Raw genomic sequence first — 23,429 nt, forward strand, 5'->3', positions numbered from 1 at the left:
TCCTAAAAATATAAGTCTTTATCTATTAATAAAATAATTTCTTAGCTATACGTATCAAGTTAATAGCTCATTGCTAGATTCAAACTCACTTTTTATGTGTATTCAAATGCCTTCTATTGACTTTTATTCCTAAAAGTTTTAGATTCATTCATTGAAATAGTTGATACTTTTTTTCAAAAATACTGCTAATAGTTCCTAACGGAGAGTTAGAAATGAGTGTGAGTAAAAAGGGCTTGTTGGGTACTGGTGCTACCTTTGTAGCACTAGCGAGTATGGTTGCCAGCACTTTTGGGGTAATGCAGACAAGTAATGCTAACTCTATTTCTAATCAACAAGCACCAGTCTTACTTGCCCAAGGTAAAAAGCTAAGTAATTTAACAGTAATTTTTCCTAGTCGTTCTGATTCAACAGATTTGCAAACTAAAGCCAATGCTGTTGCAAAATTTCTGTCTAACGAGTTAAAAATTCCTGTCAAAGCCCAAATTGGTGATGATACTGCTGCTGTAGAAGCTTTAAGAGCAAATCGCGCTGATGTCGCTTTTTTAAGCAGCCGTCCGGCTTTAAAAGCTGAACAATTGGCAAATGCTAAGTTGTATCTAGCGGAAGTCCGCGACAATTATTCTGGCAGATACACTTACAACTCGATATTTGTCGTTCCTAACAATAGTCCCCTCAAAACCAGAAATAACGCTAAAGCTACCTTAGAACAATTGCGCGGGAAGCGAATGGCATTTACTTCTCCTACTTCTGGTTCTGGGTTTATTTTCCCAGTGAGTGAGTTAGTCAAGCAGGGATTTGTCCCCAACCGCGATCGCATGGATGGGTTCTTTGGGCAAATCGCTTACGGTGGTAATTACAGCAAAGCTTTGCAAGCAGTAGTACGTGGACAAGCGGATGTAGCAGTTGTTTCTGAGTATGCTTTGTTCCCTCCTTATATTACTGCCCAAGAAAAGAACCAATTAAGGGTGCTGCATAAAATCTCTGGTGTTCCAGCCCACGGTATCGCTATTGATGATGATGTTCCCGTTCAAGATAGAGAAAGACTCATCAACGCTTTACTGAAGTTAAATCAGTCACAAAATAACCAACTACTACGCAATTTATATAACTCTAATGAATTGGTAAGAGTTGACCATAACCGTCACTTAGCACCAGTTCGTGAAGCACTCAACCGAGTTGGAATTGCGCCGTAAACTCAGTTAACAGTTATCAGTTATCAGTTATCAGGCCGATAACTGTTAATAGTTAATAGGATTAACCGAGATATATAGCATTAGGGAATCATTTGTGAATAAAAAGATCCCCGACTTCTTTAAGAAGTCGGGGATCTGAAACCGTTAGGATTGATTGAAGTATAGGATGAGTAATTTTGTAATTGAATGTCATAACCTAGAGACAGCTTATGCTGCTTCTCTGAATCGTCCTATCCTGAATGGAATTAATTGCCAAATCAAACAGGGTGAGTTTGTTGTCCTGCTAGGACTTAATGGTGCTGGTAAATCTACATTACTGCGATCGCTTGTGGGATTAGTCCCGCTAACCAAGGGAGAAATTAAAATTAATGGTGTGACAATGACTCCTCGCACACTCCCACAAATTCGCCGCGATGTTGGGATGTTATTTCAGGGAGGCGGATTAATTCGGCAGTTATCAGCAATTGATAATGTATTGTGTGGCAGACTTGGCGTAAGGACTTCTTGGCAGACATTATTTGGATTTCCAAAGCGCGATCGCCTTTTAGCAATGGATTTACTCGCACAGTTGGGTTTGAAAGAACAAGCTGATCAAAAAACTAGTCAACTCAGTGGCGGACAACAACAACGAGTTGCGATCGCGCGTGCATTAATTCAATCACCGCAGATTCTTTTAGCCGATGAACCAATTACCGGCTTGGATGTTGTCGCCTGTCAGCAGGTAATGGAAACCTTATCCCAATTACACCAGCAAGGCATGACGATTGTGACAGTTCTGCACGATTTAGGCATAGCTGCAAAATATGGCCAACGTGCGATCGTCTTAGAGGCTGGACGCATTGTTTATGACGGACTTTGTGAAAACTTGCAAGCCCAATTTGTCAAATGTTAAATTCTAAAATTCTTCGCCGTTACCCTTGGATGAGTCCTCTACTCATCCTTTTAATTGTTGTTGTAATTTATGCTTGGGCTTTGCGAGGTATCAAAGTCGATTTTGAATTACTAACCTCTAGCTGGCCTTACATTACAGATTTTATCTCTCGCTTATTTCCCCCTGATACGACAGTTGTAGATATAGCAATTAAGGCATTAATTGAAACAATCCAAATGTCTTTATGGGGAACCACCATTGGCGCAATTATATCTTTACCGATCGCTGTAGCTAGTGCCAGTAATGTTGCGCCTCCTTGGTTGCAATGGTTAGCCAACTTTCTGCAAAACGCTGTGCGTTCCGTCCCTTCTATTATTCTGGGGTTAATTTTTGTCGCCGCTACTGGCTTAGGCGCACCCGCAGGAACTTTAGCCTTAGGAATTTATACTATTGGCTATCTAGCAAAGTTCTATCAACAAGCGATCGAAGCGGTAAATGCGAAGTCTTTAGAATCTTTGCAAGTGATGGGTGCATCTAAATTCCAAATTGTACAGTATGGCATTTTACCCCAAGTCTTACCTTTGGGATTAGGCTATACCTTATGGATGTTTGAGTATAATATCCGCGCTGCTTCCGTGTTGGGTGTAGTCGGTGCTGGTGGAATTGGCTTTCAATTGAAGAGTTACATTGATGGTTTTGAGTACAACAAAGCCACAACTATGATGCTAGTACTGTTAGTAGTGGTGACTGTGATTGATATTTTTAGTAGTAAACTGCGTCAGCGTTTAGATTCGATGTAATTTTGATTGTACTGTGAAGACACACAGGCAATACAAGAAGAAATTGTGTTGCGTTCATCTTTTGCTAGTGCGTAGTCACGCTAAGTACAAAATGTGACTATCGTTAAACTTTTGCCAATTTACAAAACATAATAAAATTAAACGACTATAACTCTTGCAGATTATTTGCAAAAGTTATAGCCGAGTATTTAGGAAACACACTAATCGTCAGTTAAACTTTGGCAATTTACAAAACACAGTTAAATTACCCAGCTATAACTCTGGCAGATTGTTTGCAAAAGTTATAGCCGAGTATTCAGGAAACACACTAATCTTTCAACTTCATCATCTTCTCATTAAAATGGAGAAAATTTTGCAGAAACTTCATTGAAATTAGAGATATTTATTGCTACTTCTTCTAAAGTATCAGATTGCTTATCTTCATTGTTGTTAACAAAATGCTTGTCCATCAGTGCAGGGACTTGGGATGCTTGAATGCGGCTGTAGCGTGTTTTATCGGGCATTACCAAGTTAGGGCCTGCTTTACAGTTTTTCATGCAACCTGTACCTTTGATCGTAACTTGGTCTTCTAAACCGCGATCGCTCAAAGCTGCCTCAAATGCCTGGCAAACGCCTTTACCACCGCGCTTCCAACAATCGGATTTTTGACATACTAAAATAGTTTGTTTTGCTTTTACTGGTTTTGGCTTCGGCTCATTGCTGGCTGGGGGTTCCTGTAGTGCAGTGCTGACCGAACTTCTTCCTAAATCAGCACGTGCAGCCATTACACGTTCCGCTTTGAGAGTAAACTCACCTTTCTTATTATCGTATTTTTTTATACCTACCACTTGCAACCAAGTACCTTTAGGTAGTCGTAAATCAAAAGCAGCCCTTAAATGTTTGGCAAGCTTGACGTAGAATTCACCCTCAGAAGTCTCTAATTTCAGCCCTTTTAGCTTGTAACCATCTTTAATAACAAAATCAATAAATCTACCTTCAAGGCAAAATTCCGTAGTTTCTGTAGCGTAGATAGTCCCCATATTTTTTGCCCTATTTTTAACTAAATAGTTTTGTTGTAATTACGCAAGAGATTCCCGACATCTGTCGTCAGTTATTACTTTTGGTAGCGATTTTGCCAACTATGCTCAAGAATTTGAATCAGTTCTGGACGACAGGCAGTAAATCGCTGCATAACACACCAAAATTGCACAAAAGCCAAAGGGCTATCAATTTCAACTTGCAGTGGCTGGTTAGTCTCACAACAACAACAAATATCTAACTCCTTCAAACGTTGATAGACTTGCCAACGGTCTGCCCAATTCACTTCCACAACGTACTTCTGCTCTATTTCTGAACCGGAACTGAAAGATTTCAAGATACTAACCCTCAAAGTGCAATAAATTTGCAGTAGTCAGCCTGCCCTTGCTCCCTGATTTTTATAACTTTGGGAGTAAAGCCTCTTTAAATAAGGATAACCTAAGTGCGAACAATTCTCAGTTGCTAGCCTAAAAAAATATGAAAATTTCGCATTAATTTTGGTGATGCCAAACAGCTTAAAAGCTTATATCATCAACTTTTGACCTGATTCTAGATTTCTATCAATTTTTTTTTGACGTGTTTTTTAGGCTAGCAACTGATACGGAGAATAGCCGTTGTGCATCTATGTATCCTCCCGGACTACCTGCTCTGGTCTGGTAAATAAATTCTCATCTGAGAAATTATCTCTATAAATGTCATTGAATACGTACTATCTAATTAGGTATAGATTGAATCTCTAAAGAGTAAAAATTTGCAATTATAGCAACAAAAAAATTTAGAAATTTATGATATTCTTGGAGCTTGCTTCTATTTTTAGAATGCTAATATGTAGAAACTAAGCAGTTAAAAAAGCTAACTGCAAAAAAGCGAGGAGAACCATGTCTGATACACAAACTTTGTTACAAAATTTTGGTCAGGTTTATGACAATCCTGTACTGTTAGACCATAGTGTCACCGCTCCAGTTACAGAAGGATTAAATGTCGTATTAGCTAGTTTTCAGGCATTATACTTGCAATACCAAAAACACCATTTCGTAGTAGAAGGTGCAGAATTCTACTCATTACATGAGTTTTTCAACGACAGTTACAATGAAGTACAAGACCATGTTCATGAAATTGGTGAAAGACTCAATGGTTTAGGTGGTGTACCTGCTGCGTCTTTCAGCAAATTGGCAGAATTAACCTGTTTTGAGCAAGAGTCTGATGGCGTATATTCTTCTCGCAAGATGGTAGAAAATGACCTAGTTGCGGAACAAGCTATTATTAACGTTATTCGTCGCCAAGCTGCTCAGGCTGAGAGTTTAGGCGATCGCGGTACACGTTATTTGTACGAAAAAATCTTATTAAAAACAGAAGAAAGAGCGTACCATTTAGCTCATTTCTTGGCAAAAGACAGCTTAACTTTAGGTTTTGTACAACCTGCTCAAAACTAGCAGTCACATCATTTACATCAGTCTATACAAGACTGAGTAAAAATCTGATATCCCTGGATATTAAGAAAGTTTAAAAAATGGCAAAGAAGCAATTAGTTTCTTTGCCATTTTTTATTTTACTTAACAAATAATAACAATTAAAGTAATTGAATATTGCAAATAATTAGCAACTATTTATTTACAAAATATTTTTAATTATTAAAACGTTACAGTGAATGCAAATATAAATAACTATATAGCAATAATTCATAGTTATTAAAATTACTATCGTTTCTAAATAAAAATCATTTGCACATCATCAAGTTGTTAGCTCTTAAGAATTAATTAAAACTGGATACACAAAAAATAGACAAAGAAGAGTAAAACGCATGAGATAGTAAAAGATATGCATTTGTCAAAAAGAAGGGTGTAGGGAAGACGGCATTGGTGGGGGCTTTTACGATTGCGGTTGTTGGGGCTGTCCCTTTCCCCACACCCCGCCCCAACGGGGCTTGGTCAGGTGGCAGGTGGCTCATGGATGAAATTTCATACTTCATACTTTTTTCCCCTATTCCTCTTCTCTGTCTGCTACGATCCAACCCGGAAAACTTGATAATAGACAAGATTACTAAGGGCAAAGACCCTTAAAATAAACAGGATTTGTATTCTTTTACTCCAACCCGAAGACTATGCCCCGCCGTCAAGACATCCGAAAAATATTACTGTTAGGCTCTGGCCCCATTGTGATTGGGCAAGCCAGTGAGTTTGACTATTCTGGAACCCAAGCCTGCAAAGCTTTGCGAGAAGAAGGCTATGAAGTGGTGTTGGTCAATTCCAATCCAGCAACTATTATGACTGACCCAGAAACGGCCGATCGCACTTATATTGAGCCGTTGACACCAGAGATAGTCGAAAAGGTGATCGCTAAAGAACGCCCAGATGCTTTACTCCCGACAATGGGAGGACAAACCGCCTTGAATATAGCCGTTACCCTAGCCAAAAACGGTGTTCTAGATCAATATAATGTAGAGTTAATTGGTGCTAAGTTAGCAGCGATCGAAAAAGCTGAAGACCGGAAACTATTTAATGAAGCGATGGCCAAGATAGGCGTGGAAGTATGCCCTAGTGGCACAGCTTCATCTTTGGAAGAAGCTAAAGCGATCGCTCGTAAAATTGGTACTTATCCCCTAATTATCCGTCCTGCCTTTACAATGGGCGGTACTGGTGGCGGTATTGCCTACAACCAAGAAGAATTTGAAGAAATGGCACAGGTGGGGATTGATGCCAGCCCCGTTTCGCAAATTCTCATCGACCAATCTCTCCTCGGTTGGAAAGAATATGAATTAGAAGTCATGCGCGACTTGGCAGATAACGTTGTGATTATCTGTTCTATCGAAAACCTTGACCCGATGGGGATTCACACAGGCGACTCTATTACCGTTGCACCCGCCCAAACCCTGACCGACAAGGAATATCAACGGTTGCGGGATATGTCCATTAAAATTATCCGCGAGATTGGCGTAGAAACTGGCGGTTCTAATATTCAGTTTGCGGTCAGTCCCGTGACTGGGGATGTAGTTGTAATTGAAATGAATCCCCGTGTTTCCCGCAGTTCGGCTTTAGCTTCTAAAGCAACAGGGTTTCCCATTGCTAAGATGGCTGCAAAGTTGGCTGTAGGCTACACCTTAGATGAAATTAATAACGATATTACTAAGAAAACCCCCGCATCCTTTGAGCCGACAATTGATTATGTAGTCACAAAAATCCCCCGCTTCGCTTTTGAAAAATTCCCTGGTTCAGAACCAGTGCTGACTACACAGATGAAGTCGGTAGGCGAAGCAATGGCGATGGGACGGACATTTAACGAATCCTTCCAAAAAGCATTGCGTTCTTTAGAAACTGGGCGTGCTGGTTGGGGTTGCGACCAAGCAGAAAAATTACCTAGTGGCGAACAAATTCGTGCCTTATTGCGGACACCTAATCCCGATCGCATTTTTGCTGTGCGTCATGCAATGCAAGTAGGATTAACTAATGAAGAAATCTACGAACTAACAGCGATTGACCCTTGGTTTTTAGATAAAATGCAGCAATTGTTGGAAACAGAAAAATTCCTCAAGCGCACGCCATTAAAACAGTTGACAAAAGAACAACTATATGATGTAAAGCGGGAAGGATATAGCGATCGCCAAATTGCTTTTGCCACCAAAACCACAGAAGATGAAGTTAGGGCATACCGTAAAGAATTGGGAGTGGTGCCAGTTTATAAAACTGTAGACACCTGTGCGGCTGAGTTTGAAGCTTTTACGCCGTATTACTATTCTACTTACGAAGACGAAACAGAAGTTTTACCCACAGATAAACCCAAGGTGATGATTTTGGGTGGCGGGCCGAACCGCATTGGTCAAGGAATTGAATTTGATTATTGTTGCTGTCATGCTGCTTATGCTTTGAAAGCAGCAGGCTATGAAACAATCATGGTCAACTCCAACCCAGAGACAGTTTCTACTGACTACGATACTAGCGATCGCCTTTACTTTGAGCCATTAACTAAAGAAGATGTTCTCAACATCATCGAAGCTGAGAATCCTGTAGGAATTATTGTTCAGTTTGGTGGACAAACACCATTAAAATTATCACTACCTCTGCAACAAGCACTCAACGCTGACAACTCAGGGCTGAACACTAAAATTTGGGGTACATCACCAGATTCTATCGACAGTGCCGAAAACCGGGAACGGTTTGAGCAGATTCTGAAACAGTTAAATATTGCTCAACCACCTAATGGTATTGCGCGGAGTTATGAAGATGCGTTGATTGTTGCGAAACGCATTGGTTATCCTGTCGTGGTGCGTCCTAGCTATGTATTAGGTGGACGCGCAATGGAAATTGTCTACTCTGATACCGAACTGGAACGTTACATGACCTTTGCGGTACAGGTAGAGCCAGAACATCCAATTTTAATTGATAAATTCTTAGAGAATGCGATAGAAGTTGATGTAGATGCGATCGCTGACCATACTGGCAGGGTGGTGATTGGTGGCATCATGGAACATATTGAACAAGCCGGAATTCACTCTGGCGACTCCGCTTGCTCTTTACCTTCTATTTCTCTCCCGCCAGCAGTTCTTAATCAAATCCGCACTTGGACTGTGCAACTCGCGCAAGCACTTTCAGTTGTCGGGTTGATGAATATTCAGTTCGCTGTTGTGGGTGTCGGCTCCTACTCTCCCCAAGTTTACATTCTCGAAGCCAACCCCCGCGCTTCTCGGACTGTACCCTTTGTTTCTAAAGCCACAGGTGTACAACTAGCGAAGTTGGCATCCTTAATTATGTCGGGTAAAACTCTTGAGGAATTAGGTTTTACTCAAGAAGTTATACCTGCTCACATTGCTGTTAAGGAAGCAGTTCTACCGTTTAATAAATTCCCAGGTACAGATACGCTGTTAGGGCCAGAAATGCGCTCGACTGGTGAGGTGATGGGCATTGACAGCGATTTTGGTCGCGCCTTTGCCAAGGCAGAATTAGCTGCTGGTGAGCGTTTACCCCTCAAAGGTACTGTATTTGTGTCGATGAGCGATCGCGACAAAGCGGCAGCTGTTCCTGTAACCAAGGAATTTATCGACTTAGGTTTTACAGTTATGGCGACCTTCGGCACAGGTAAAGCACTTCAAGAACAAGGATTAAATGTTGAGTTAGTACTGAAACTCCATGAAGGTCGTCCCCACGTCCTTGATGCAATCAAAAACCAGAAAATTCAACTCATCATCAACACGCCTTCTGGCGAAGAAGCGCACACTGATGCTAGGCTTATCCGTCGCACAGCCTTGGCTTACAAAATTCCCATTATCACAACCATTGCTGGTGCTAAGGCCACAGTCGCCGCAATTCGTTCTCTGCAAAATACCACTTTGGACGTAAAAGGACTCCAAGATTATTTTCTCAACCTTGAGTAGCTCTTTGCCTGGCAGGGGCAACTAACTTTACTGGAGTATGAGGGGTTTGGGGCAGTTTAAAGATTTAACTTGCCTCTTACCCTTTTTTTATGAATCTGCTTTAAGCAGTATTTACAAGAAAAATTAAGTAATTATTATAGAAGAAACATTATGGTTTTTATTGAGATATTTTAACAAATATGAGTAAATTATTTTTCTTTTTAAGGATATTTATTAATTTACTTAAGCAAACCCCGGAGAAAGATGATGTTATTATACTGATGCTAAAGTTATAGCTAATAAGTGTTTAAGCCTAAATCCCAGAGACAAAATCAACAAATAACTTTTCTGGCAACATTATTCTCATATTCTGCGAAAAATTCCTAATTTATCGGCAATAGAGGTTATCAACCTATCATAACCATTCCAAAATCCAATCATTTCAAAACAGCTAGGCTTTTCAAAATTTCTCATAAATGTTACAATTTTTAATAAAGTTCAAATAAAAAATCTTGTTGCTCTAGTTACTGTTCTCTATCCGTAGATACTTGCACAAACAGAGAAAAAACTGTAACGTCTAGCAGTTAATAACCTAATTTTGATTAATAAAAGCAACCGATCACGGGCGCGTAAATTGTAAACCAAAACAAGGCTTCCAGTAAAACTGGAAAGTCTTACCAGCAAACATCTATTAGTAATTTACTTAGTTAATGACTCAAGCAATCAACCCAACATCATCCATGAGTAGTGCCGTAAAAACCGCTCCGACAGCCACAGACTTGGTTCGGACTTATCTGCGTGAGATTGGCCGTGTACCACTGTTAACCCATGAAGAAGAAATTCGCTATGGCAAACAGGTGCAGCGTTCATCTGCTTTACAAGAAATGCGAGAATCCCTAGCTAGCCAGTTAGGTCGGGAACCAACATTAGAAGAGTGGGCAAACCAGGCCAAGCTAGATACAACAGAGTTAAACTTAGCGATCGCCGAAGGTGAGATTGCTAAACGTAAAATGGTCGAAGCCAACTTGCGCTTAGTCGTGTCTGTAGCGAAGAAATATATTAAGCGCAACGTAGACTTACTTGACCTGATCCAAGAAGGTAGCATTGGAATGCAACGGGGCGTAGAAAAGTTTGACCCTACCAAAGGTTATCGGTTTTCTACCTATGCTTACTGGTGGATTCGGCAAGCAATTACACGGGCGATCGCGGAAAAAGCCCGTACTATTAGACTACCAATTCACATTACCGAAAAATTAAATAAAATCAAAAAAGCCCAGCGTCAGTTATCTCAAAAACTAGGACGCGCACCCTCGGTAGGAGAGTTGGCACAAGAATTAGACTTAACGCCCAAACAGGTACGAGAGTATTTAGAAAAAGCACGTTTACCCCTTTCTTTAGATTTGCGATTGGGAGATAACTACGACACCGAACTCGGAGAAATGTTGGAAGACCCAGGTGCTTCTCCCGAAGAATTTGTCATTCAAACTTCTCTTTCCTATGATTTAGAGCGAATCATGGAAGAACTCACCCCTCAGCAGCGAGAAGTAATTACCTTACGCTTTGGCTTAATTGATGGTCAAGCTCTAACTCTCGCCAGAATTGGTGAAATTCTCAAGATCAGCCGTGAACGAGTTCGTCAAATCGAACGCGAAGCTTTAAACAAACTCCGCAAATCCAAAGCTGCGATGAATGAGTATTTGGCGAGTTAGTCTTTTATCCTTTATTTTTTGTCATTAGTAGTTCACAAATAACTAATGACCATTAGGCGAGAAAACACTCTGCTTTTGGTACGGTTACACCGACTTCTAAATGAGAATGTGCCTGTTAAATTATTTAATAGGAACACTAACACGGCAGCTAAGTTAAATAGACAGCAGGCACTTATTATCTCAGTTGCAAACATAGCAGCCAGCAACGGTAGTATAGGAGGCAAACGTGAGTAACCAACCCAATCAAGTTTCAGAATTTTTTAACAGCGATGCGTCAGAAACCAGCAACTTGCTGTGGCAATATGTTAAATCTTTAAGCCCTGAAACAGTTAGCCAGTTATCTAAACCAACATCTTCCGAAGTATTCCAAGTGATGGAAAGAAATATTGTTGGTTTGTTAGGCAACTTACCACCCGAACATTTTAACATGACCATTACCACCAGCCGGGAAAGTCTTGGTCGTCTGCTTGCTTCTGCAATGATTAGCGGTTATTTCTTGCGTAACGCTGAACAAAGAATGGATTTTGAAATGGCATTACAAGGAACCGAAACCGATAATCAAGAAATTGAATAGTGATGGCATCGTTCTCCAAAATTGACAAGTATGGAGTTTATCTCCAGTCAAAGCTACGATATATATCACAAACTAATCTCGTGCAGAATCCTAATAATCAACCTTCCCTAAATTCTAAATCCCTGTAAAGCGTTAGCGAAATCCATAATAAGTTACAACTCGTTAGCGCAGTTAGGATTTTACTAATGGGAATATCGTTTGAATTTAATAGTAGTACGTTAACAAAGCACTACGATTAAGAAATAGTAGTCAAGCCATAACTTGAGACTTCAAGCGACATCTGCGACAATATTTAATAAATTAAAAGTTATTTGGACTATTAATCTATAGAAACTCGGCAGACATAAAATTAGCCTGCCGAGTTTTTTGATGAGTCACCTATCAGCCCGATAAACTATGAGCGAAATTAGTTCTATCCCACATAAAATTATTGGTGTCGCCGTAATTTGGAACGACCAACAGCAAATTTTAATTGACCGCCGTCGTCCACAAGGTGCAATGGGCGGTTTGTGGGAATTTCCTGGTGGCAAAATTGAGCCTGGAGAAACAATAGAAGAATGTATTAGGCGGGAAATAGCCGAAGAACTGGGTATAGAAATAGCAGTCAAAGAGCATTTAATTACCATTGACCATACTTATACTCATTTACGTGTAACTTTAACCGTGCATCACTGTCACCTCTTAGCAGGTATTCCCCAACCCCTAGAATGTGACGAAATTCGTTGGGTAAGTTTAGATGAACTAGAAGATTATGCTTTTCCCCAAGCGAACAGTCAAATTATCGCCGCTTTGAAAAGTGCTGTGTACGGAAAAATCACAAATGACCCACTTTAAAATGAACAGTAGAACAAAAAATGACTATTGTCCACAAGTAACAATCTATTAACTCAATTAAGTTCATCCCGGCAATTTTCTACAATAATCGCAGAAACCTGTAAGAAATGGTGTCAGCAAGTAAATGTCTAAAACTGTTGCCGACGTAATGAGCCGTGACCCGATTGTTGTTCGTGCAGAAACTCCTCTTAAGGAAGCCATTCAGATTTTGGCAGAGAAACGTATCAGTGGGCTACCTGTGGTGGATGATGTCGGTAAATTAATAGGGATTATCTCAGAGACAGATTTAATGTGGCAAGAAACTGGTGTAACTCCACCTGCCTACATCATGTTTTTGGATAGTGTGATCTATTTAAAAAATCCTGCTACTTATGATCGCGATTTGCATAAAGCTTTGGGGCAAACAGTTGGGGAAGTTATGAGCAAAAATCCCGTAACTATTTCTCCAAACAAAACTCTAAAAGAAGCAGCCCAAACAATGCACGATCGCAGTGTACATCGCTTACCTGTATTAGATAGTGAAGGTCAAGTAGTTGGCATTCTTACCCGTGGTGATGTGATTCGGGCAATGGCTGCAAGTTAATGATAGTCATTTGTCAATAGTCAGTTGTTAAGAGTTTCTTGACTATTGACTATGGACATTTGACTATTGACTATGGACATTTTTTAAAACATCTTTGAAATTAGGTTAATTGAATGAGTATTACTCCTGAGTCGGTAAGACAAATGCTCAGTTCTGAGGATTTGGGTGATCGCTTACGCGCTGTTAATCATATCCGCGAACTAGAACCTGTAATTGGTTTAGAACTGGTGCAAATTGCTATAGGTGATAGCAACTCTAGAGTTCGGTACTCTGCTGTGAGCCAGATGGATACACTCGGCACGCAGGATTTGCAATTATCTTTGGATATTTTACGCGATCGCTTGCTCAATGACCCTGAAGCTGATGTGCAAGCAGCTGCCGCAGACTGTTTAGGAGCATTGAAACTACACGATGCTTTTGCAGATTTACAACAGCTTTACCACTCTACTGGTGAGTGGTTAGTCCAGTTCAGCATCATTGCCACATTAGGAGAATTAGGCGATCCTCGTTCTTTTGACTTACTCAAAGAAGCACTTACATCCGAAAATGAATTAATCCAAACAGCTGCTATTAGTTCTTTTGGAGAGTTAGGCAATACCGAGGCAATTTCGCTATTAGCTCCCTATGCTACTAATCCCGATTGGCAAATTCGCTATCGAGTTGTTCAAGCCTTAGCGCGGTTAGGCGGTGTAGAAGCCAAATCGATATTAGAAACTCTAGTGAATGATGAAATAGAGGCAGTCGCCCTTGAAGCGCAGAGATCGTTGCAGACTGTTTAATCATCACTTTAGCGTAACGCACTATTGATGATTCAAGGTGCGTTTATCTTATTATCTTAGGCAACAAGCGTGAGAGAAATAATACCTAGAAACAATAACGGGATTATTCTGCATTCCTTAAGTACCCAGTATTCGCTAAACTCAGAAATGCTGCGATTTTGCTCATCATGTCAGATTCCCAAAGCGTTAGTGCTGCTGTTGCCAAACTTTACAACACATATCCCTTTCCCCCAGAACCCCTGCTAGATGAACCACCACCAGGCTATAACTGGCGTTGGAATTGGTTAGCAGCTTATAACTTCTGCACAGGTCAAAAACCGCAAAAGCAAGACATCCGCATTTTAGATGCTGGCTGCGGTACAGGTGTAGGTACAGAATACTTGGTTCACCTCAACCCCCAAGCTTCCGTCGTGGGAATTGACCTGAGTGCTGGTGCTTTAGCCGTCGCCAAAGAACGTTGTCAGCGTTCAGGTGCAAACCGCGTTGAATTTCATAACCTCAGCATCTACGATGTGGAACAATTGCCGGGTGAATTTGATTTAATTAATTGTGTAGGCGTTTTACATCACTTACCTGACCCGATTCGTGGTATTCAAGCTTTAGCAAAAAAATTAGCCCCAGGCGGTTTAATGCACATTTTTGTGTATGGCGAATTGGGACGCTGGGAAATTCAATTAATGCAAAAAGCGATCGCCCTCCTCCAAAATGAGAAGCGTGGAGATTACCGCGATGGCGTGCAAGTCGGACGACAAATCTTTTCATCACTACCAGAAAATAATCGTCTTGTCAAATACGAAAAACAACGTTGGGCAATGGAAAACCAGCGCGATGAATGTTTTGCTGATATGTACGTTCATCCGCAAGAAATTGATTACAACGTTGAGACACTTTTTGAATTAATTGATGCGTCTGGTTTAGAATTTATTGGCTTTTCCAATCCTGGTTTTTGGCAATTAGATAGACTTTTAAGCAAAGCACCAGAGTTAATTGAACGAGCAAATAACTTAAATGAGCGTCAACGTTATCGCTTAATAGAATTATTAGATCCAGAAGTCACCCATTACGAATTTTTCCTCGGTCGTCCTCCCATCGCCAAAGCTGACTGGTCAAATGATGAGCATCTATTGTCAGCAATTCCTGAACTTAATCCTTGTATCGATGGCTTCCCTAGCCAATGTATATTTAATTACGATTACCAAATTGTTAACTTGTCAACAGCAGAGTTGGAGTTTATGCAAGCCTGTGACGGGAAGGTGACAGTAGCAGAGATTTTGACAAATGTGCCGTTAGAATTGGCTGCTGTAAGAAGCTTGGTTAAGCAGCAGTTGGTGATGTTGACACCTGGATTGTAAGATCATGAGCGATCGCCCCCAAGCAATTTTGGCGAAACTAATGTAAATTAAGAAAGTACACAGCAATGCCCCCTCTAGTGGGTAGTACAAACTCCAACGGCTGGAGTTTAGTCAAATTCGCCTTGGTGTGATGTCTAACGACAAGACGCTTTGCGTCTACCCCCCTCAAGCACCGACTAAATTTTCTAAACTCCAGCTTTCCCGATACATTCAGTATGTGATTACACAAACCTTCTGGAGGTCACTTAACTATCTCAGAAAAAAGCAATTGTACATGGGTTAGGAAAATTTCAGGCGATCGCATCGCATCTTCCCTTCACCTGATTCCTAAATTTACGCTCACTTTGTCCCTGCTCAAAGCTTAATTAATAGCAACAATCCATGTGTTCAGAACATTAACAGATGATAAAAATTAGACAGTAAAAGACTTTTAAACTGTTGTCTGTCACCTGTTACCCATTACCTGCTATCTGTTGCGCTTGAGTCAGAAACAAGAAGTTAATTGTTTTTTTCTAAAGTATTGTTACCGGATCGTGATATGATTCAGCTGACTGAATGTGCAGTCATAATAAGTTAGCTGTACTGGTTTCAAGTCCCGTGAGCTTGTCAGAAGAACCAATTGCACCCCCTCCGACAACACAACAAGATTCTCCATCTGGTTTTGAGGACACAGAACCAGTCAACACTTCTATGCAGGAGTTCTATCAACTCTATCAGAAGTTGTTGGTAATCACACTTGTTTTGACGGGGATTATATTTATCTCTGTGTGGATTTTTTATTCACTAAACATTGCCCTGAATTATTTAATTGGGGCGTGTACAGGTGTGGTTTACTTAAAGATGCTAGCTAATGACGTTGAGCGATTGGGTGCTGAAAAAAATCGTCTAAGCAAAAATCGTTTTGCTTTATTTATTGGGTTGATTATACTAGCAACTCAATGGAACGATCTACACGTAATGCCCATTTTTTTGGGATTTCTTACCTACAAAGCCACGCTCCTCGTCTATACGGTGCAAACTGCGTTCCTTCCTGATTCTTAAAACAGTGAACAGCGAACAGTGAGCCAGCGCGGTCTTGGGGGTCTCCCTCATGAGCGACTGGCGAACCCGTAAGGGTGAACAGTAATCAGGTTTGTGGTGTGTGCAGAAGCGCACCACCAATAAGTAAGGGACTTTAACCCAAGAAACAAAACTGACAACTGATAACTGACAACTGATAACTGATTAACAGTCAGGCTCACTAAAGACAATACACCCATCCTCGCTCGTTGGGGAAAATGCTTGAAGAATGCAAATGCTTAGTGTCTTAAACGCCTTTAATTCTTTTCCCCTAGCCGAATTAGAAGTAGGACACCATTTCTACTGGCAATTAGGCAACCTTAAAATTCATGGGCAAGTTTTTCTCACCTCATGGTTTGTAATTAGTCTTCTAGTAATAGCTTCACTAGCTGCTACTCGGAACATACAAAAAGTTCCCAGTGGTATCCAAAACTTAATGGAATATGCCCTGGAATTTATTCGTGATCTAGCAAAAAACCAACTTGGTGAGAAAGAGTACCGCCCTTGGGTCCCATTTATTGGTACATTGTTCTTGTTTATCTTCGTATCGAACTGGTCAGGTGCTTTAATTCCCTGGAAGCTAATTAAGCTGCCATCTGGTGAATTAGCAGCTCCCACCAATGACATCAATACGACGGTAGCATTGGCACTGCTGACTTCTCTGGCTTACTTTTATGCAGGGTTCAGCAAACGCGGTTTGGGCTACTTCAAGAAATATATAGAGCCAACACCCGTACTGTTGCCGATCGCCATTCTCGAAGATTTCACTAAGCCCCTCTCCCTAAGTTTCCGTCTTTTCGGTAACATCTTGGCGGATGAATTAGTTGTGGCGGTATTAGTGCTGCTCGTGCCTTTATTTGTACCTCTGCCTGTAATGGCCTTGGGTTTATTTACTAGTGCCATCCAAGCCCTAGTATTTGCTACCCTAGCTGGAGCCTACATTCATGAGGCAATGGAAGGACACGGCGGCGAAGAGCATGAGGAGCATTGAAGCCCTCAGTTGTTAGCACAGTTCCGACGAGCATCAAAGCTCAAAACGTCGCAAAGTGCGATTTGCGAGAACTCGGTGCAGCGTGAAAAAAACACGTCTTTACTAGTTAATTTACTTTTGTAGTTCTGTACTTAAAGCAAGGAAAATCAAAATGGATCCATTAGTTTCTGCTGCTTCAGTTCTGGCTGCTGCTCTAGCAATTGGTTTGGCTGCAATCGGCCCTGGTATTGGACAAGGTAACGCTGCTGGTCAAGCAGTAGAAGGTATTGCTCGTCAACCAGAAGCAGAAGGCAAAATTCGCGGTACTCTGCTGTTAACCTTGGCGTTCATGGAATCCCTGACCATCTACGGTCTAGTAATCGCGCTAGTACTGTTGTTTGCTAACCCCTTCGCATAAGCAAAGACCTCAAAGTTTTTGTAGTGTAGAGCCGTGATAATTCACGTCTCTACAACAAAAATATTTTGGGTATTGAGTAGTTCTAATGTAGGCTGACCCTTGTGGCTATGGGTCTCTAAAATATGAAAGGTTGGATAACGTTGCTAGCCATGAAAACTGCTACTCCAGCCAAAGAGGAGAGAAATGTTTGATTTCGATGCTACCTTGCCCTTTATGGCATTGCAGTTCCTGCTGTTGGCAGCCTTGTTGAATGTAATTTTCTATAAGCCACTGACCAAGGTACTGGACGATCGCGATAATTACATCCGCACCAATACCCTTGAAGCCAAGGAACGTCTAGCCAAGGCTGAACGCCTAGCTCAAGAATATGAGCAACAACTAGCAGACGCTCGCAGGCAATCGCAAGCTGTTGTAGAATCTGCTCAGGCTGAAGCTAAGAAAATTACTGCCCAGAAAATTGCTGAGGCGCAACAGGAAGCCCAAGCTCAAAGAGAAAAAGCTTCTATTGAAATAGAGCAACAAAAGCAGGAAGCTATGCGTTCCTTAGAACAACAAGTTGATGCTCTCAGCAGGCAGATCCTAGAAAAACTATTAGGGCCGAGTTTAGCTAGATAAGCTGATACTGGCCAAGCGAAAGCATACGCGCAACTGGGCATTTGTCCCAGCGCGCTTAATTAAGTGTCCAAACAGGCACTTTTTTCCTACGGGAAGACAAAACTTATTAGCAAGCGAGCAGCGCACTTGTAAATGGCTATCATGGGCACTTTCTTATTACTTGCCGCAGAAGCTCAAGCTGTTCACTCTGAATTGGCAGAAGGCGCAGCAGAAGGTGGTTTCGGTCTAAACCTAGACATTTTAGAAACCAATCTCATAAACTTAGTGATTCTGATTGGCATACTATTCTACTTTGGACGTAAAGTTTTAAGCAATATCCTGAACGAGCGCAGATCCAATATCGAAACTGTCATTCAGGAAGCAGAACAACGCTTAAAAGAAGCACAAGTGGCTCTTTCTCAAGCGCAAGAACAGTTGACTCAGGCTCAAGCTGAGGCACAACGCATTCGTCAAGCAGCCGAAGAAAACGCCCAGGCAACTAAAGCAGCTCTGTTAGATAAAGCGGCACAAGACGTAGAACGCTTGAAACAAACAGCAGCAGCAGACTTGAATACCGAAAGAGAGCGTGCGCTAACCGAATTGCGGCAGCGCGTAGCCGCTTTGGCACTACAGCAAGTCGAATCACAATTGCGAGCTGGTGTTGGTGACGATGTTCAACAGGCACTAATTGACCGTAGCATCGCTCAGGTGGGAGGACGGTAATGAAAAGTAATATAGAAACAGCCGAAATCGCCCAGCCTTATGCACAGGCATTGATGTCAGTCGCCCAGTCAAAAAATCTGACAGAAGAGTTCGGTAACGATGCTCGTTCCTTACTAGAATTGTTGCAAAATTCTCAACAACTGCGGAACTTTATCGACAACCCCTTTATTGCGTCTGAAAGCAAAAAAGCGGTGATCACTCAAGTCTTGGGTGAAGGCGGTAATCCCTTCTTACGCAACTTTTTGCTACTGCTAGTAGACAAACGACGCATTTTCTTCTTAGACCAGATTTTAAAGCAGTATTTGGCATTGCTGCGGCAGCTGAATCAAACTGTATTAGCGGAAGTAACTTCTGCTGTTCCCCTCTCACCAGAGCAAGAGGAAGCAATTAAACAGAAGGTCATCGGCATCACCAATGCTCGTCAAGTAGAACTAGAAACTAGAGTAGACGGCGAATTAATCGGTGGTGTGATTATCAAAGTCGGCTCACAGGTAATCGACGCTAGTTTACGTGGTCAACTACGTCGCTTGTCTTTGCGTTTGACAAATGGCTAGCAAGAAGCAGGGGAGCAGGGGAGCAAGGGAGAATTATTTTACTCAGCACTCTGTACTCAGCACTTTTTAGCACTTTTCGATATTGATTACTATTTCTTCCGTGTTGCAAAAGAAAAACATACACCATGAGCATATCAATTAGACCTGACGAAATTAGCAGCATTATTCAACAGCAGATCGAGCAATACGACCAAGAAGTCAAAGTTGCTAACGTTGGTACCGTTCTGCAAGTCGGTGACGGTATTGCCCGGATTTATGGCCTAGAAAAGGCTATGGCTGGGGAACTTTTAGAATTTGAAGATGGCACCATTGGTATCGCCCAAAACTTGGAAGAAGACAACGTGGGTGCGGTACTCATGGGTACAGGTAATCAAATCCAAGAAGGTAGCTCTGTTAGAGCAACTGGCAGAATTGCTCAGGTTCCCGTAGGGGACACGTTGGTTGGTCGTGTTGTTGACGCTTTAGGTCGTGCAATCGACGGTAAAGGCGAAATCAAAACCACCGAAAGCCGTTTGATTGAATCTCCTGCACCTGGTATTGTGGCTCGTCGTTCTGTACACGAACCTATGCAAACCGGGATTACCGCTATCGACTCCATGATTCCCATCGGTCGGGGTCAGCGTGAGTTAATCATCGGCGACCGTCAAACAGGTAAAACTGCGATCGCAATTGACACCATCATTAACCAAAAAGGTGAAGATGTAGTTTGCGTCTACGTAGCCATTGGTCAAAAAGCTTCTACCGTAGCTAACGTAGTTCAAACCCTACAAGAAAAAGGTGCAATGGACTACACCGTAGTTGTTGCAGCTAACGCCAGTGACCCTGCTACCCTACAATTTTTGGCTCCTTACACCGGAGCTACCATCGCTGAGTACTTCATGTACAAAGGCAAAGCTACCCTCGTAATTTACGACGACCTTTCCAAGCAAGCACAAGCTTATCGCCAAATGTCCTTGCTACTCCGTCGCCCACCCGGACGGGAAGCTTACCCAGGAGACGTATTCTACATTCACTCTCGCTTGTTAGAAAGAGCAGCTAAACTCAGCGACGAATTGGGTAAAGGTAGTATGACTGCTCTACCCATCATCGAAACCCAAGCAGGTGACGTATCCGCTTACATTCCCACCAACGTAATTTCCATCACCGACGGTCAGATTTTCTTGTCTTCTGACTTGTTCAACGCTGGTATCCGTCCTGCTGTAAACCCTGGTATTTCCGTATCCCGTGTGGGTTCTGCGGCACAAACCAAGGCAATGAAAAAAGTTGCTGGTAAGATTAAGCTGGAATTAGCACAGTTTGACGACCTCCAAGCCTTCGCGCAATTTGCTTCTGACTTAGATAAAGCTACCCAAGACCAATTGGCACGGGGTCAACGTTTGCGGGAACTGTTGAAGCAGTCTCAAAACGAGCCTCTGTCTGTAGCTGAACAAGTAGCAATTCTTTACGCTGGTATTAACGGTTACTTAGATGATATCGCTGTAGATAAAGTAACCACCTTCACCAAGGGCTTCAGAGATTACTTGAAATCTGGTGTTAACCCTTATTACACAGCAGTACAAGGCAGTAAAGTGCTGGGTGATGATGAAGAAAAAGCATTGAAGGCAGCTTTAGACGATTACAAAAAGACCTTCAAAGCAGCAGCGTAATTAGTCAACAGTCCAGAGTCAAGAGTCAATAGTCAAAGACCAAGACTTTTGACCCTTGACTTTTGACAATTGACCATTGACTACTAACAAAAAATATGCCTAACCTCAAATCAATACGCGATCGCATTCAGTCGGTCAAAAACACTAAAAAAATCACCGAAGCCATGCGGCTAGTAGCAGCAGCGCGGGTACGTCGGGCGCAAGAACAAGTGCTGGCTACTCGTCCCTTCGCTGACAGACTAGCGCAAGTGCTATATGGTTTGCAAACCCGTCTGCGGTTTGAAGACGCAAACCTACCTCTGCTGAGAAAGCGCGAAGTTAAATCAGTAGGCTTGTTAGTAATTTCAGGCGACAGAGGTTTGTGCGGTGGTTACAATAACAACGTCATCCGTCGTGCTGAAAACCGCGCCAAGGAACTCAAGGCAGAAGGTGTAGACTACACATTTGTCTTGGTCGGTCGTAAAGCTACTCAATACTTCCAACGCCGGAACCAGCCTATCGATGCTACCTACAGTGGCTTAGAGCAAATTCCTACCGCAGCTGAAGCTAATAAGATTGCAGACGAACTACTTTCTTTGTTCCTATCGGAAAAAGTAGACCGCATCGAATTAATCTACACTCGTTTCGTCTCCCTCGTTAGTTCTCGTCCTGTAGTTCAAACTTTGCTACCTCTGGATACTCAAGGTTTAGAAGCAGCAGACGACGAAATCTTCCGCTTGACAACTCGTGGCGGTCAATTTGAAGTTGAACGGCAGAAAGTAACTTCTCAAGTCCAACCTTTAGCCAGCGACATGATTTTTGAGCAAGACCCAGTACAAATTCTGGATTCCTTGCTACCCCTGTATCTGAGTAATCAGCTACTACGGGCATTACAAGAATCTGCTGCCAGTGAACTAGCAGCGCGGATGACAGCTATGAGTAACGCTAGCGATAACGCTGGTGAATTGATTAAAAACCTATCGCTGTCTTACAACAAAGCCCGACAAGCCGCTATTACTCAGGAACTCCTAGAGGTTGTCGGCGGTGCAGAAGCACTGAGTTAGGAAAAAGTTAATTGGTAACTACAATTAATAGCTAATTGCTGGTGATTTTAAAACTAGCGATTAGCTATTTTTGCTTTTGACAATTAGATTTTAGTTTTGACTTACTCAGAAGTCAGGGAATGAAACTATGACGACTCGATGCTAATCCATCATATACAAGGACTTGAGCAATTTAAAGACTTGCTAGCAATAGTTAAAACCTCAAAATAATACTGATAGTATTACCCGGAAATCTGAAGTTGGTTTACGTCCACATTAAACAATAAACCGAATTTGCACTGTTGGCGATCTCTTGAATAAAAGTCACGCTAGAGAAAATATGATAGTGATGTATGAACAGTAATAAAAATAATTTAGAAAATAATAACAATGACGATAAAAGTCTTAATGAGCTTCTAAAAATACTAATTGATCGCGAGTATCTTCAAGGGGCTGCACTAGGTATTACTAAATTAGTAATAAGTAAAGGAGTAAATACCCTATCTGAGAAACAAAAGGATGTTTTTCAGAAATTCGTTATAAAAAAGTACAAAAGAGAATGTCTATTCTGTAAAAATATTATTGTAGAAATAGATAGAGCTTTAGAATTTGGAATGCATACAAGTTGTGTAAATAAATTTATAAAATATATCAAGTTGCAATCATAAGTAATATTTTTACCCAGCTTAATCAGTATGAATGCTATCTTCTGTAGGTTAGGTGTAACGCAGTGGAACCCAACATTTTTATGTAGTTAATTTAATATTCTCAAACTTTTATACCTGAATTTTTTGTTTACTAAAATCATTGAAGTTGGGTTACGACGCAAAATAGAATTGTCTGTTTAGTATCAAGATTTTTCGTGCGTCTAACCCAACCTACACAATAATTCAAGATCGCACCACACAACAGTTAAAAGCAAACTACAGTAGTAGAAGCAGAAGAACGATTTTCTGGTTTAGGTTTGACTCGAATTTCCACATCATTACCCAAAATATTCAAAAATCGTATTAATCTTTCAACTGAAAAATCTTTTAGTTTGCCTCTAGTTAAAGCAGAAACTTTTGGTTGATCTATACCTAAAATTTCCGCAGCTTGAACTTGAGTTAGTTTTTGAGTAGTAATAATTTCACTAATTTTCATCGCAAGTTCAGCTTTGACTAAACGTTCTTCAGGATTAGATAAACCTAAATCAGCAAATACATTACCACTACCACTAACAACTTTATTCTGGTTATCTATCGTTCTTGCCCTCGCTCCTTTTAGTCTCTTGTAAATAATCCTCTTTAGCTGCTTTTAATCTCTTTTCTACTAATTCAATATCTTGTTTTGGTGTAGCGATACCATGTTTTGATTTCTTAGGATGATTGATATCAGTCTATCCAGA

The 23,429-nt window shown here is 41.3% G+C and carries 23 protein-coding genes; 20 read left to right on the plus strand and 3 right to left on the minus strand.

From position 1 onward, the window contains the following. Nucleotides 1-212 precede the first annotated feature (212 nt). The 3 genes from H6G76_RS06390 to phnE all read left to right on the plus strand — a co-directional run bounded on the left by H6G76_RS06390 (nucleotide 213) and on the right by phnE (nucleotide 2,864). Nucleotides 213-1,193: a phosphate/phosphite/phosphonate ABC transporter substrate-binding protein gene (locus H6G76_RS06390; protein ID WP_190697136.1), complete on the plus strand. Its 981-nt coding sequence runs from the start codon at nucleotides 213-215 to the stop codon at nucleotides 1,191-1,193. A gap of 166 nt (nucleotides 1,194-1,359) precedes the next feature. Next, nucleotides 1,360-2,085, plus strand: coding sequence for a phosphonate ABC transporter ATP-binding protein (locus H6G76_RS06395; protein ID WP_190697139.1), 726 nt, complete (start codon nucleotides 1,360-1,362; stop codon nucleotides 2,083-2,085). Continuing rightward, nucleotides 2,079-2,864 (plus strand): phosphonate ABC transporter, permease protein PhnE, encoded by a 786-nt coding sequence (phnE, locus tag H6G76_RS06400; RefSeq protein ID WP_190697142.1) that lies wholly within the window; start codon nucleotides 2,079-2,081, stop codon nucleotides 2,862-2,864. Before H6G76_RS06395 ends, phnE begins: the two co-directional genes overlap by 7 nt. A gap of 335 nt (nucleotides 2,865-3,199) precedes the next feature. On the opposite strand, the gene H6G76_RS06405 is transcribed toward phnE, so the two are convergent. Together H6G76_RS06405 and H6G76_RS06410 are read right to left on the minus strand one after the other, a co-directional pair. Then, on the minus strand, nucleotides 3,200-3,883 hold the full coding sequence (locus H6G76_RS06405) for a (2Fe-2S) ferredoxin domain-containing protein (RefSeq protein ID WP_190697146.1): 684 nt from the start codon (nucleotides 3,881-3,883) through the stop codon (nucleotides 3,200-3,202). A 74-nt stretch (nucleotides 3,884-3,957) separates the two neighbouring features. Continuing rightward, the gene (locus H6G76_RS06410; protein ID WP_190697148.1) at nucleotides 3,958-4,218 is read right to left on the minus strand and encodes an Asr1405/Asl0597 family protein; all 261 of its coding nucleotides are present in this window, start codon (nucleotides 4,216-4,218) and stop codon (nucleotides 3,958-3,960) included. A 541-nt stretch (nucleotides 4,219-4,759) separates the two neighbouring features. Here H6G76_RS06410 and H6G76_RS06415 point away from each other — a divergent pair. From H6G76_RS06415 to H6G76_RS06495, 17 genes are all read left to right on the plus strand, one after another. Then, nucleotides 4,760-5,314 (plus strand): Dps family protein, encoded by a 555-nt coding sequence (locus H6G76_RS06415; RefSeq protein ID WP_190697151.1) that lies wholly within the window; start codon nucleotides 4,760-4,762, stop codon nucleotides 5,312-5,314. A 668-nt stretch (nucleotides 5,315-5,982) separates the two neighbouring features. Next, entirely contained in the window at nucleotides 5,983-9,246 is a 3,264-nt protein-coding gene (gene carB, locus H6G76_RS06420) for a carbamoyl-phosphate synthase large subunit (RefSeq protein WP_190697166.1), read from the plus strand. Between the two features lie 689 nt (nucleotides 9,247-9,935). Further along, complete coding sequence (locus H6G76_RS06425) at nucleotides 9,936-10,934, plus strand: RNA polymerase sigma factor, RpoD/SigA family (protein ID WP_277883075.1); 999 nt, start codon at nucleotides 9,936-9,938, stop codon at nucleotides 10,932-10,934. A 226-nt stretch (nucleotides 10,935-11,160) separates the two neighbouring features. Further along, the gene (locus tag H6G76_RS06430; protein WP_190697169.1) at nucleotides 11,161-11,508 is read left to right on the plus strand and encodes a DUF760 domain-containing protein; all 348 of its coding nucleotides are present in this window, start codon (nucleotides 11,161-11,163) and stop codon (nucleotides 11,506-11,508) included. Nucleotides 11,509-11,904: 396 nt separating this feature from the next. Next, on the plus strand, nucleotides 11,905-12,342 hold the full coding sequence (mutT, locus tag H6G76_RS06435) for an 8-oxo-dGTP diphosphatase MutT (RefSeq protein WP_190697172.1): 438 nt from the start codon (nucleotides 11,905-11,907) through the stop codon (nucleotides 12,340-12,342). 124 nt (nucleotides 12,343-12,466) lie between these two features. Then, nucleotides 12,467-12,925: a CBS domain-containing protein gene (locus H6G76_RS06440; protein ID WP_190697175.1), complete on the plus strand. Its 459-nt coding sequence runs from the start codon at nucleotides 12,467-12,469 to the stop codon at nucleotides 12,923-12,925. 113 nt (nucleotides 12,926-13,038) lie between these two features. Beyond that, on the plus strand, nucleotides 13,039-13,704 hold the full coding sequence (gene nblB / locus H6G76_RS06445) for a phycobilisome degradation protein NblB (protein ID WP_190697178.1): 666 nt from the start codon (nucleotides 13,039-13,041) through the stop codon (nucleotides 13,702-13,704). 167 nt (nucleotides 13,705-13,871) lie between these two features. Next, nucleotides 13,872-15,056: a class I SAM-dependent methyltransferase gene (locus H6G76_RS06450; protein WP_190697180.1), complete on the plus strand. Its 1,185-nt coding sequence runs from the start codon at nucleotides 13,872-13,874 to the stop codon at nucleotides 15,054-15,056. A 555-nt stretch (nucleotides 15,057-15,611) separates the two neighbouring features. Beyond that, nucleotides 15,612-16,097, plus strand: a complete 486-nt coding sequence (locus tag H6G76_RS06455) for an ATP synthase subunit I (protein WP_190697182.1) — start codon at nucleotides 15,612-15,614, stop codon at nucleotides 16,095-16,097. Nucleotides 16,098-16,344: 247 nt separating this feature from the next. Continuing rightward, entirely contained in the window at nucleotides 16,345-17,106 is a 762-nt protein-coding gene (gene atpB, locus H6G76_RS06460; protein WP_190697185.1) for a F0F1 ATP synthase subunit A, read from the plus strand. A 151-nt stretch (nucleotides 17,107-17,257) separates the two neighbouring features. Next, the gene (gene atpE, locus H6G76_RS06465) at nucleotides 17,258-17,503 is read left to right on the plus strand and encodes an ATP synthase F0 subunit C (protein ID WP_015112744.1); all 246 of its coding nucleotides are present in this window, start codon (nucleotides 17,258-17,260) and stop codon (nucleotides 17,501-17,503) included. Between the two features lie 183 nt (nucleotides 17,504-17,686). Further along, nucleotides 17,687-18,118 (plus strand): F0F1 ATP synthase subunit B', encoded by a 432-nt coding sequence (locus H6G76_RS06470; RefSeq protein ID WP_190697188.1) that lies wholly within the window; start codon nucleotides 17,687-17,689, stop codon nucleotides 18,116-18,118. Between the two features lie 132 nt (nucleotides 18,119-18,250). Beyond that, the gene (locus tag H6G76_RS06475; protein ID WP_190697192.1) at nucleotides 18,251-18,820 is read left to right on the plus strand and encodes a F0F1 ATP synthase subunit B; all 570 of its coding nucleotides are present in this window, start codon (nucleotides 18,251-18,253) and stop codon (nucleotides 18,818-18,820) included. Further along, the gene (gene atpH / locus H6G76_RS06480; protein WP_190697195.1) at nucleotides 18,820-19,374 is read left to right on the plus strand and encodes an ATP synthase F1 subunit delta; all 555 of its coding nucleotides are present in this window, start codon (nucleotides 18,820-18,822) and stop codon (nucleotides 19,372-19,374) included. The genes H6G76_RS06475 and atpH overlap by 1 nt, the downstream gene beginning before the upstream one ends. Before the next feature lie 125 nt (nucleotides 19,375-19,499). Next, complete coding sequence (gene atpA / locus H6G76_RS06485; protein WP_190697198.1) at nucleotides 19,500-21,020, plus strand: F0F1 ATP synthase subunit alpha; 1,521 nt, start codon at nucleotides 19,500-19,502, stop codon at nucleotides 21,018-21,020. A 95-nt stretch (nucleotides 21,021-21,115) separates the two neighbouring features. Then, entirely contained in the window at nucleotides 21,116-22,063 is a 948-nt protein-coding gene (locus H6G76_RS06490; RefSeq protein ID WP_190697201.1) for a F0F1 ATP synthase subunit gamma, read from the plus strand. 332 nt (nucleotides 22,064-22,395) lie between these two features. Then, the gene (locus tag H6G76_RS06495) at nucleotides 22,396-22,710 is read left to right on the plus strand and encodes a hypothetical protein (protein WP_190697204.1); all 315 of its coding nucleotides are present in this window, start codon (nucleotides 22,396-22,398) and stop codon (nucleotides 22,708-22,710) included. 244 nt (nucleotides 22,711-22,954) lie between these two features. Here the strand turns inward: H6G76_RS06495 and H6G76_RS06500 are convergent, their stop codons facing one another. Further along, a complete protein-coding gene (locus tag H6G76_RS06500; protein WP_397333623.1) occupies nucleotides 22,955-23,323 on the minus strand; it encodes a helix-turn-helix domain-containing protein in 369 nt (122 codons plus the stop codon). Nucleotides 23,324-23,429: the final 106 nt, after the last annotated feature.

Origin of the sequence: Nostoc sp. FACHB-152, from assembly GCF_014697475.1 — a bacterium.
In the GTDB taxonomy this organism is placed as follows: domain Bacteria; phylum Cyanobacteriota; class Cyanobacteriia; order Cyanobacteriales; family Nostocaceae; genus Nostoc_B.

What these genes read in the sequence shown, in the direction of transcription:
- H6G76_RS06390 (WP_190697136.1), top strand. Translation starts at nt 213, where the DNA reads ATGAGTGTGAGTAAAAAGGGCTTGTTGGGTACTGGTGCTACCTTTGTA.
- H6G76_RS06395 (WP_190697139.1), top strand. Translation starts at nt 1,360, where the DNA reads ATGAGTAATTTTGTAATTGAATGTCATAACCTAGAGACAGCTTATGCT.
- phnE (WP_190697142.1), top strand. Translation starts at nt 2,079, where the DNA reads ATGTTAAATTCTAAAATTCTTCGCCGTTACCCTTGGATGAGTCCTCTA.
- H6G76_RS06405 (WP_190697146.1), bottom strand. Translation starts at nt 3,883, where the DNA reads ATGGGGACTATCTACGCTACAGAAACTACGGAATTTTGCCTTGAAGGT.
- H6G76_RS06415 (WP_190697151.1), top strand. Translation starts at nt 4,760, where the DNA reads ATGTCTGATACACAAACTTTGTTACAAAATTTTGGTCAGGTTTATGAC.
- carB (WP_190697166.1), top strand. Translation starts at nt 5,983, where the DNA reads ATGCCCCGCCGTCAAGACATCCGAAAAATATTACTGTTAGGCTCTGGC.
- H6G76_RS06425 (WP_277883075.1), top strand. Translation starts at nt 9,936, where the DNA reads ATGACTCAAGCAATCAACCCAACATCATCCATGAGTAGTGCCGTAAAA.
- mutT (WP_190697172.1), top strand. Translation starts at nt 11,905, where the DNA reads ATGAGCGAAATTAGTTCTATCCCACATAAAATTATTGGTGTCGCCGTA.
- H6G76_RS06440 (WP_190697175.1), top strand. Translation starts at nt 12,467, where the DNA reads ATGTCTAAAACTGTTGCCGACGTAATGAGCCGTGACCCGATTGTTGTT.
- nblB (WP_190697178.1), top strand. Translation starts at nt 13,039, where the DNA reads ATGAGTATTACTCCTGAGTCGGTAAGACAAATGCTCAGTTCTGAGGAT.
- H6G76_RS06450 (WP_190697180.1), top strand. Translation starts at nt 13,872, where the DNA reads ATGTCAGATTCCCAAAGCGTTAGTGCTGCTGTTGCCAAACTTTACAAC.
- H6G76_RS06455 (WP_190697182.1), top strand. Translation starts at nt 15,612, where the DNA reads ATGTGCAGTCATAATAAGTTAGCTGTACTGGTTTCAAGTCCCGTGAGC.
- atpB (WP_190697185.1), top strand. Translation starts at nt 16,345, where the DNA reads ATGCAAATGCTTAGTGTCTTAAACGCCTTTAATTCTTTTCCCCTAGCC.
- atpE (WP_015112744.1), top strand. Translation starts at nt 17,258, where the DNA reads ATGGATCCATTAGTTTCTGCTGCTTCAGTTCTGGCTGCTGCTCTAGCA.
- H6G76_RS06470 (WP_190697188.1), top strand. Translation starts at nt 17,687, where the DNA reads ATGTTTGATTTCGATGCTACCTTGCCCTTTATGGCATTGCAGTTCCTG.
- H6G76_RS06475 (WP_190697192.1), top strand. Translation starts at nt 18,251, where the DNA reads ATGGCTATCATGGGCACTTTCTTATTACTTGCCGCAGAAGCTCAAGCT.
- atpH (WP_190697195.1), top strand. Translation starts at nt 18,820, where the DNA reads ATGAAAAGTAATATAGAAACAGCCGAAATCGCCCAGCCTTATGCACAG.
- atpA (WP_190697198.1), top strand. Translation starts at nt 19,500, where the DNA reads ATGAGCATATCAATTAGACCTGACGAAATTAGCAGCATTATTCAACAG.
- H6G76_RS06490 (WP_190697201.1), top strand. Translation starts at nt 21,116, where the DNA reads ATGCCTAACCTCAAATCAATACGCGATCGCATTCAGTCGGTCAAAAAC.
- H6G76_RS06495 (WP_190697204.1), top strand. Translation starts at nt 22,396, where the DNA reads ATGAACAGTAATAAAAATAATTTAGAAAATAATAACAATGACGATAAA.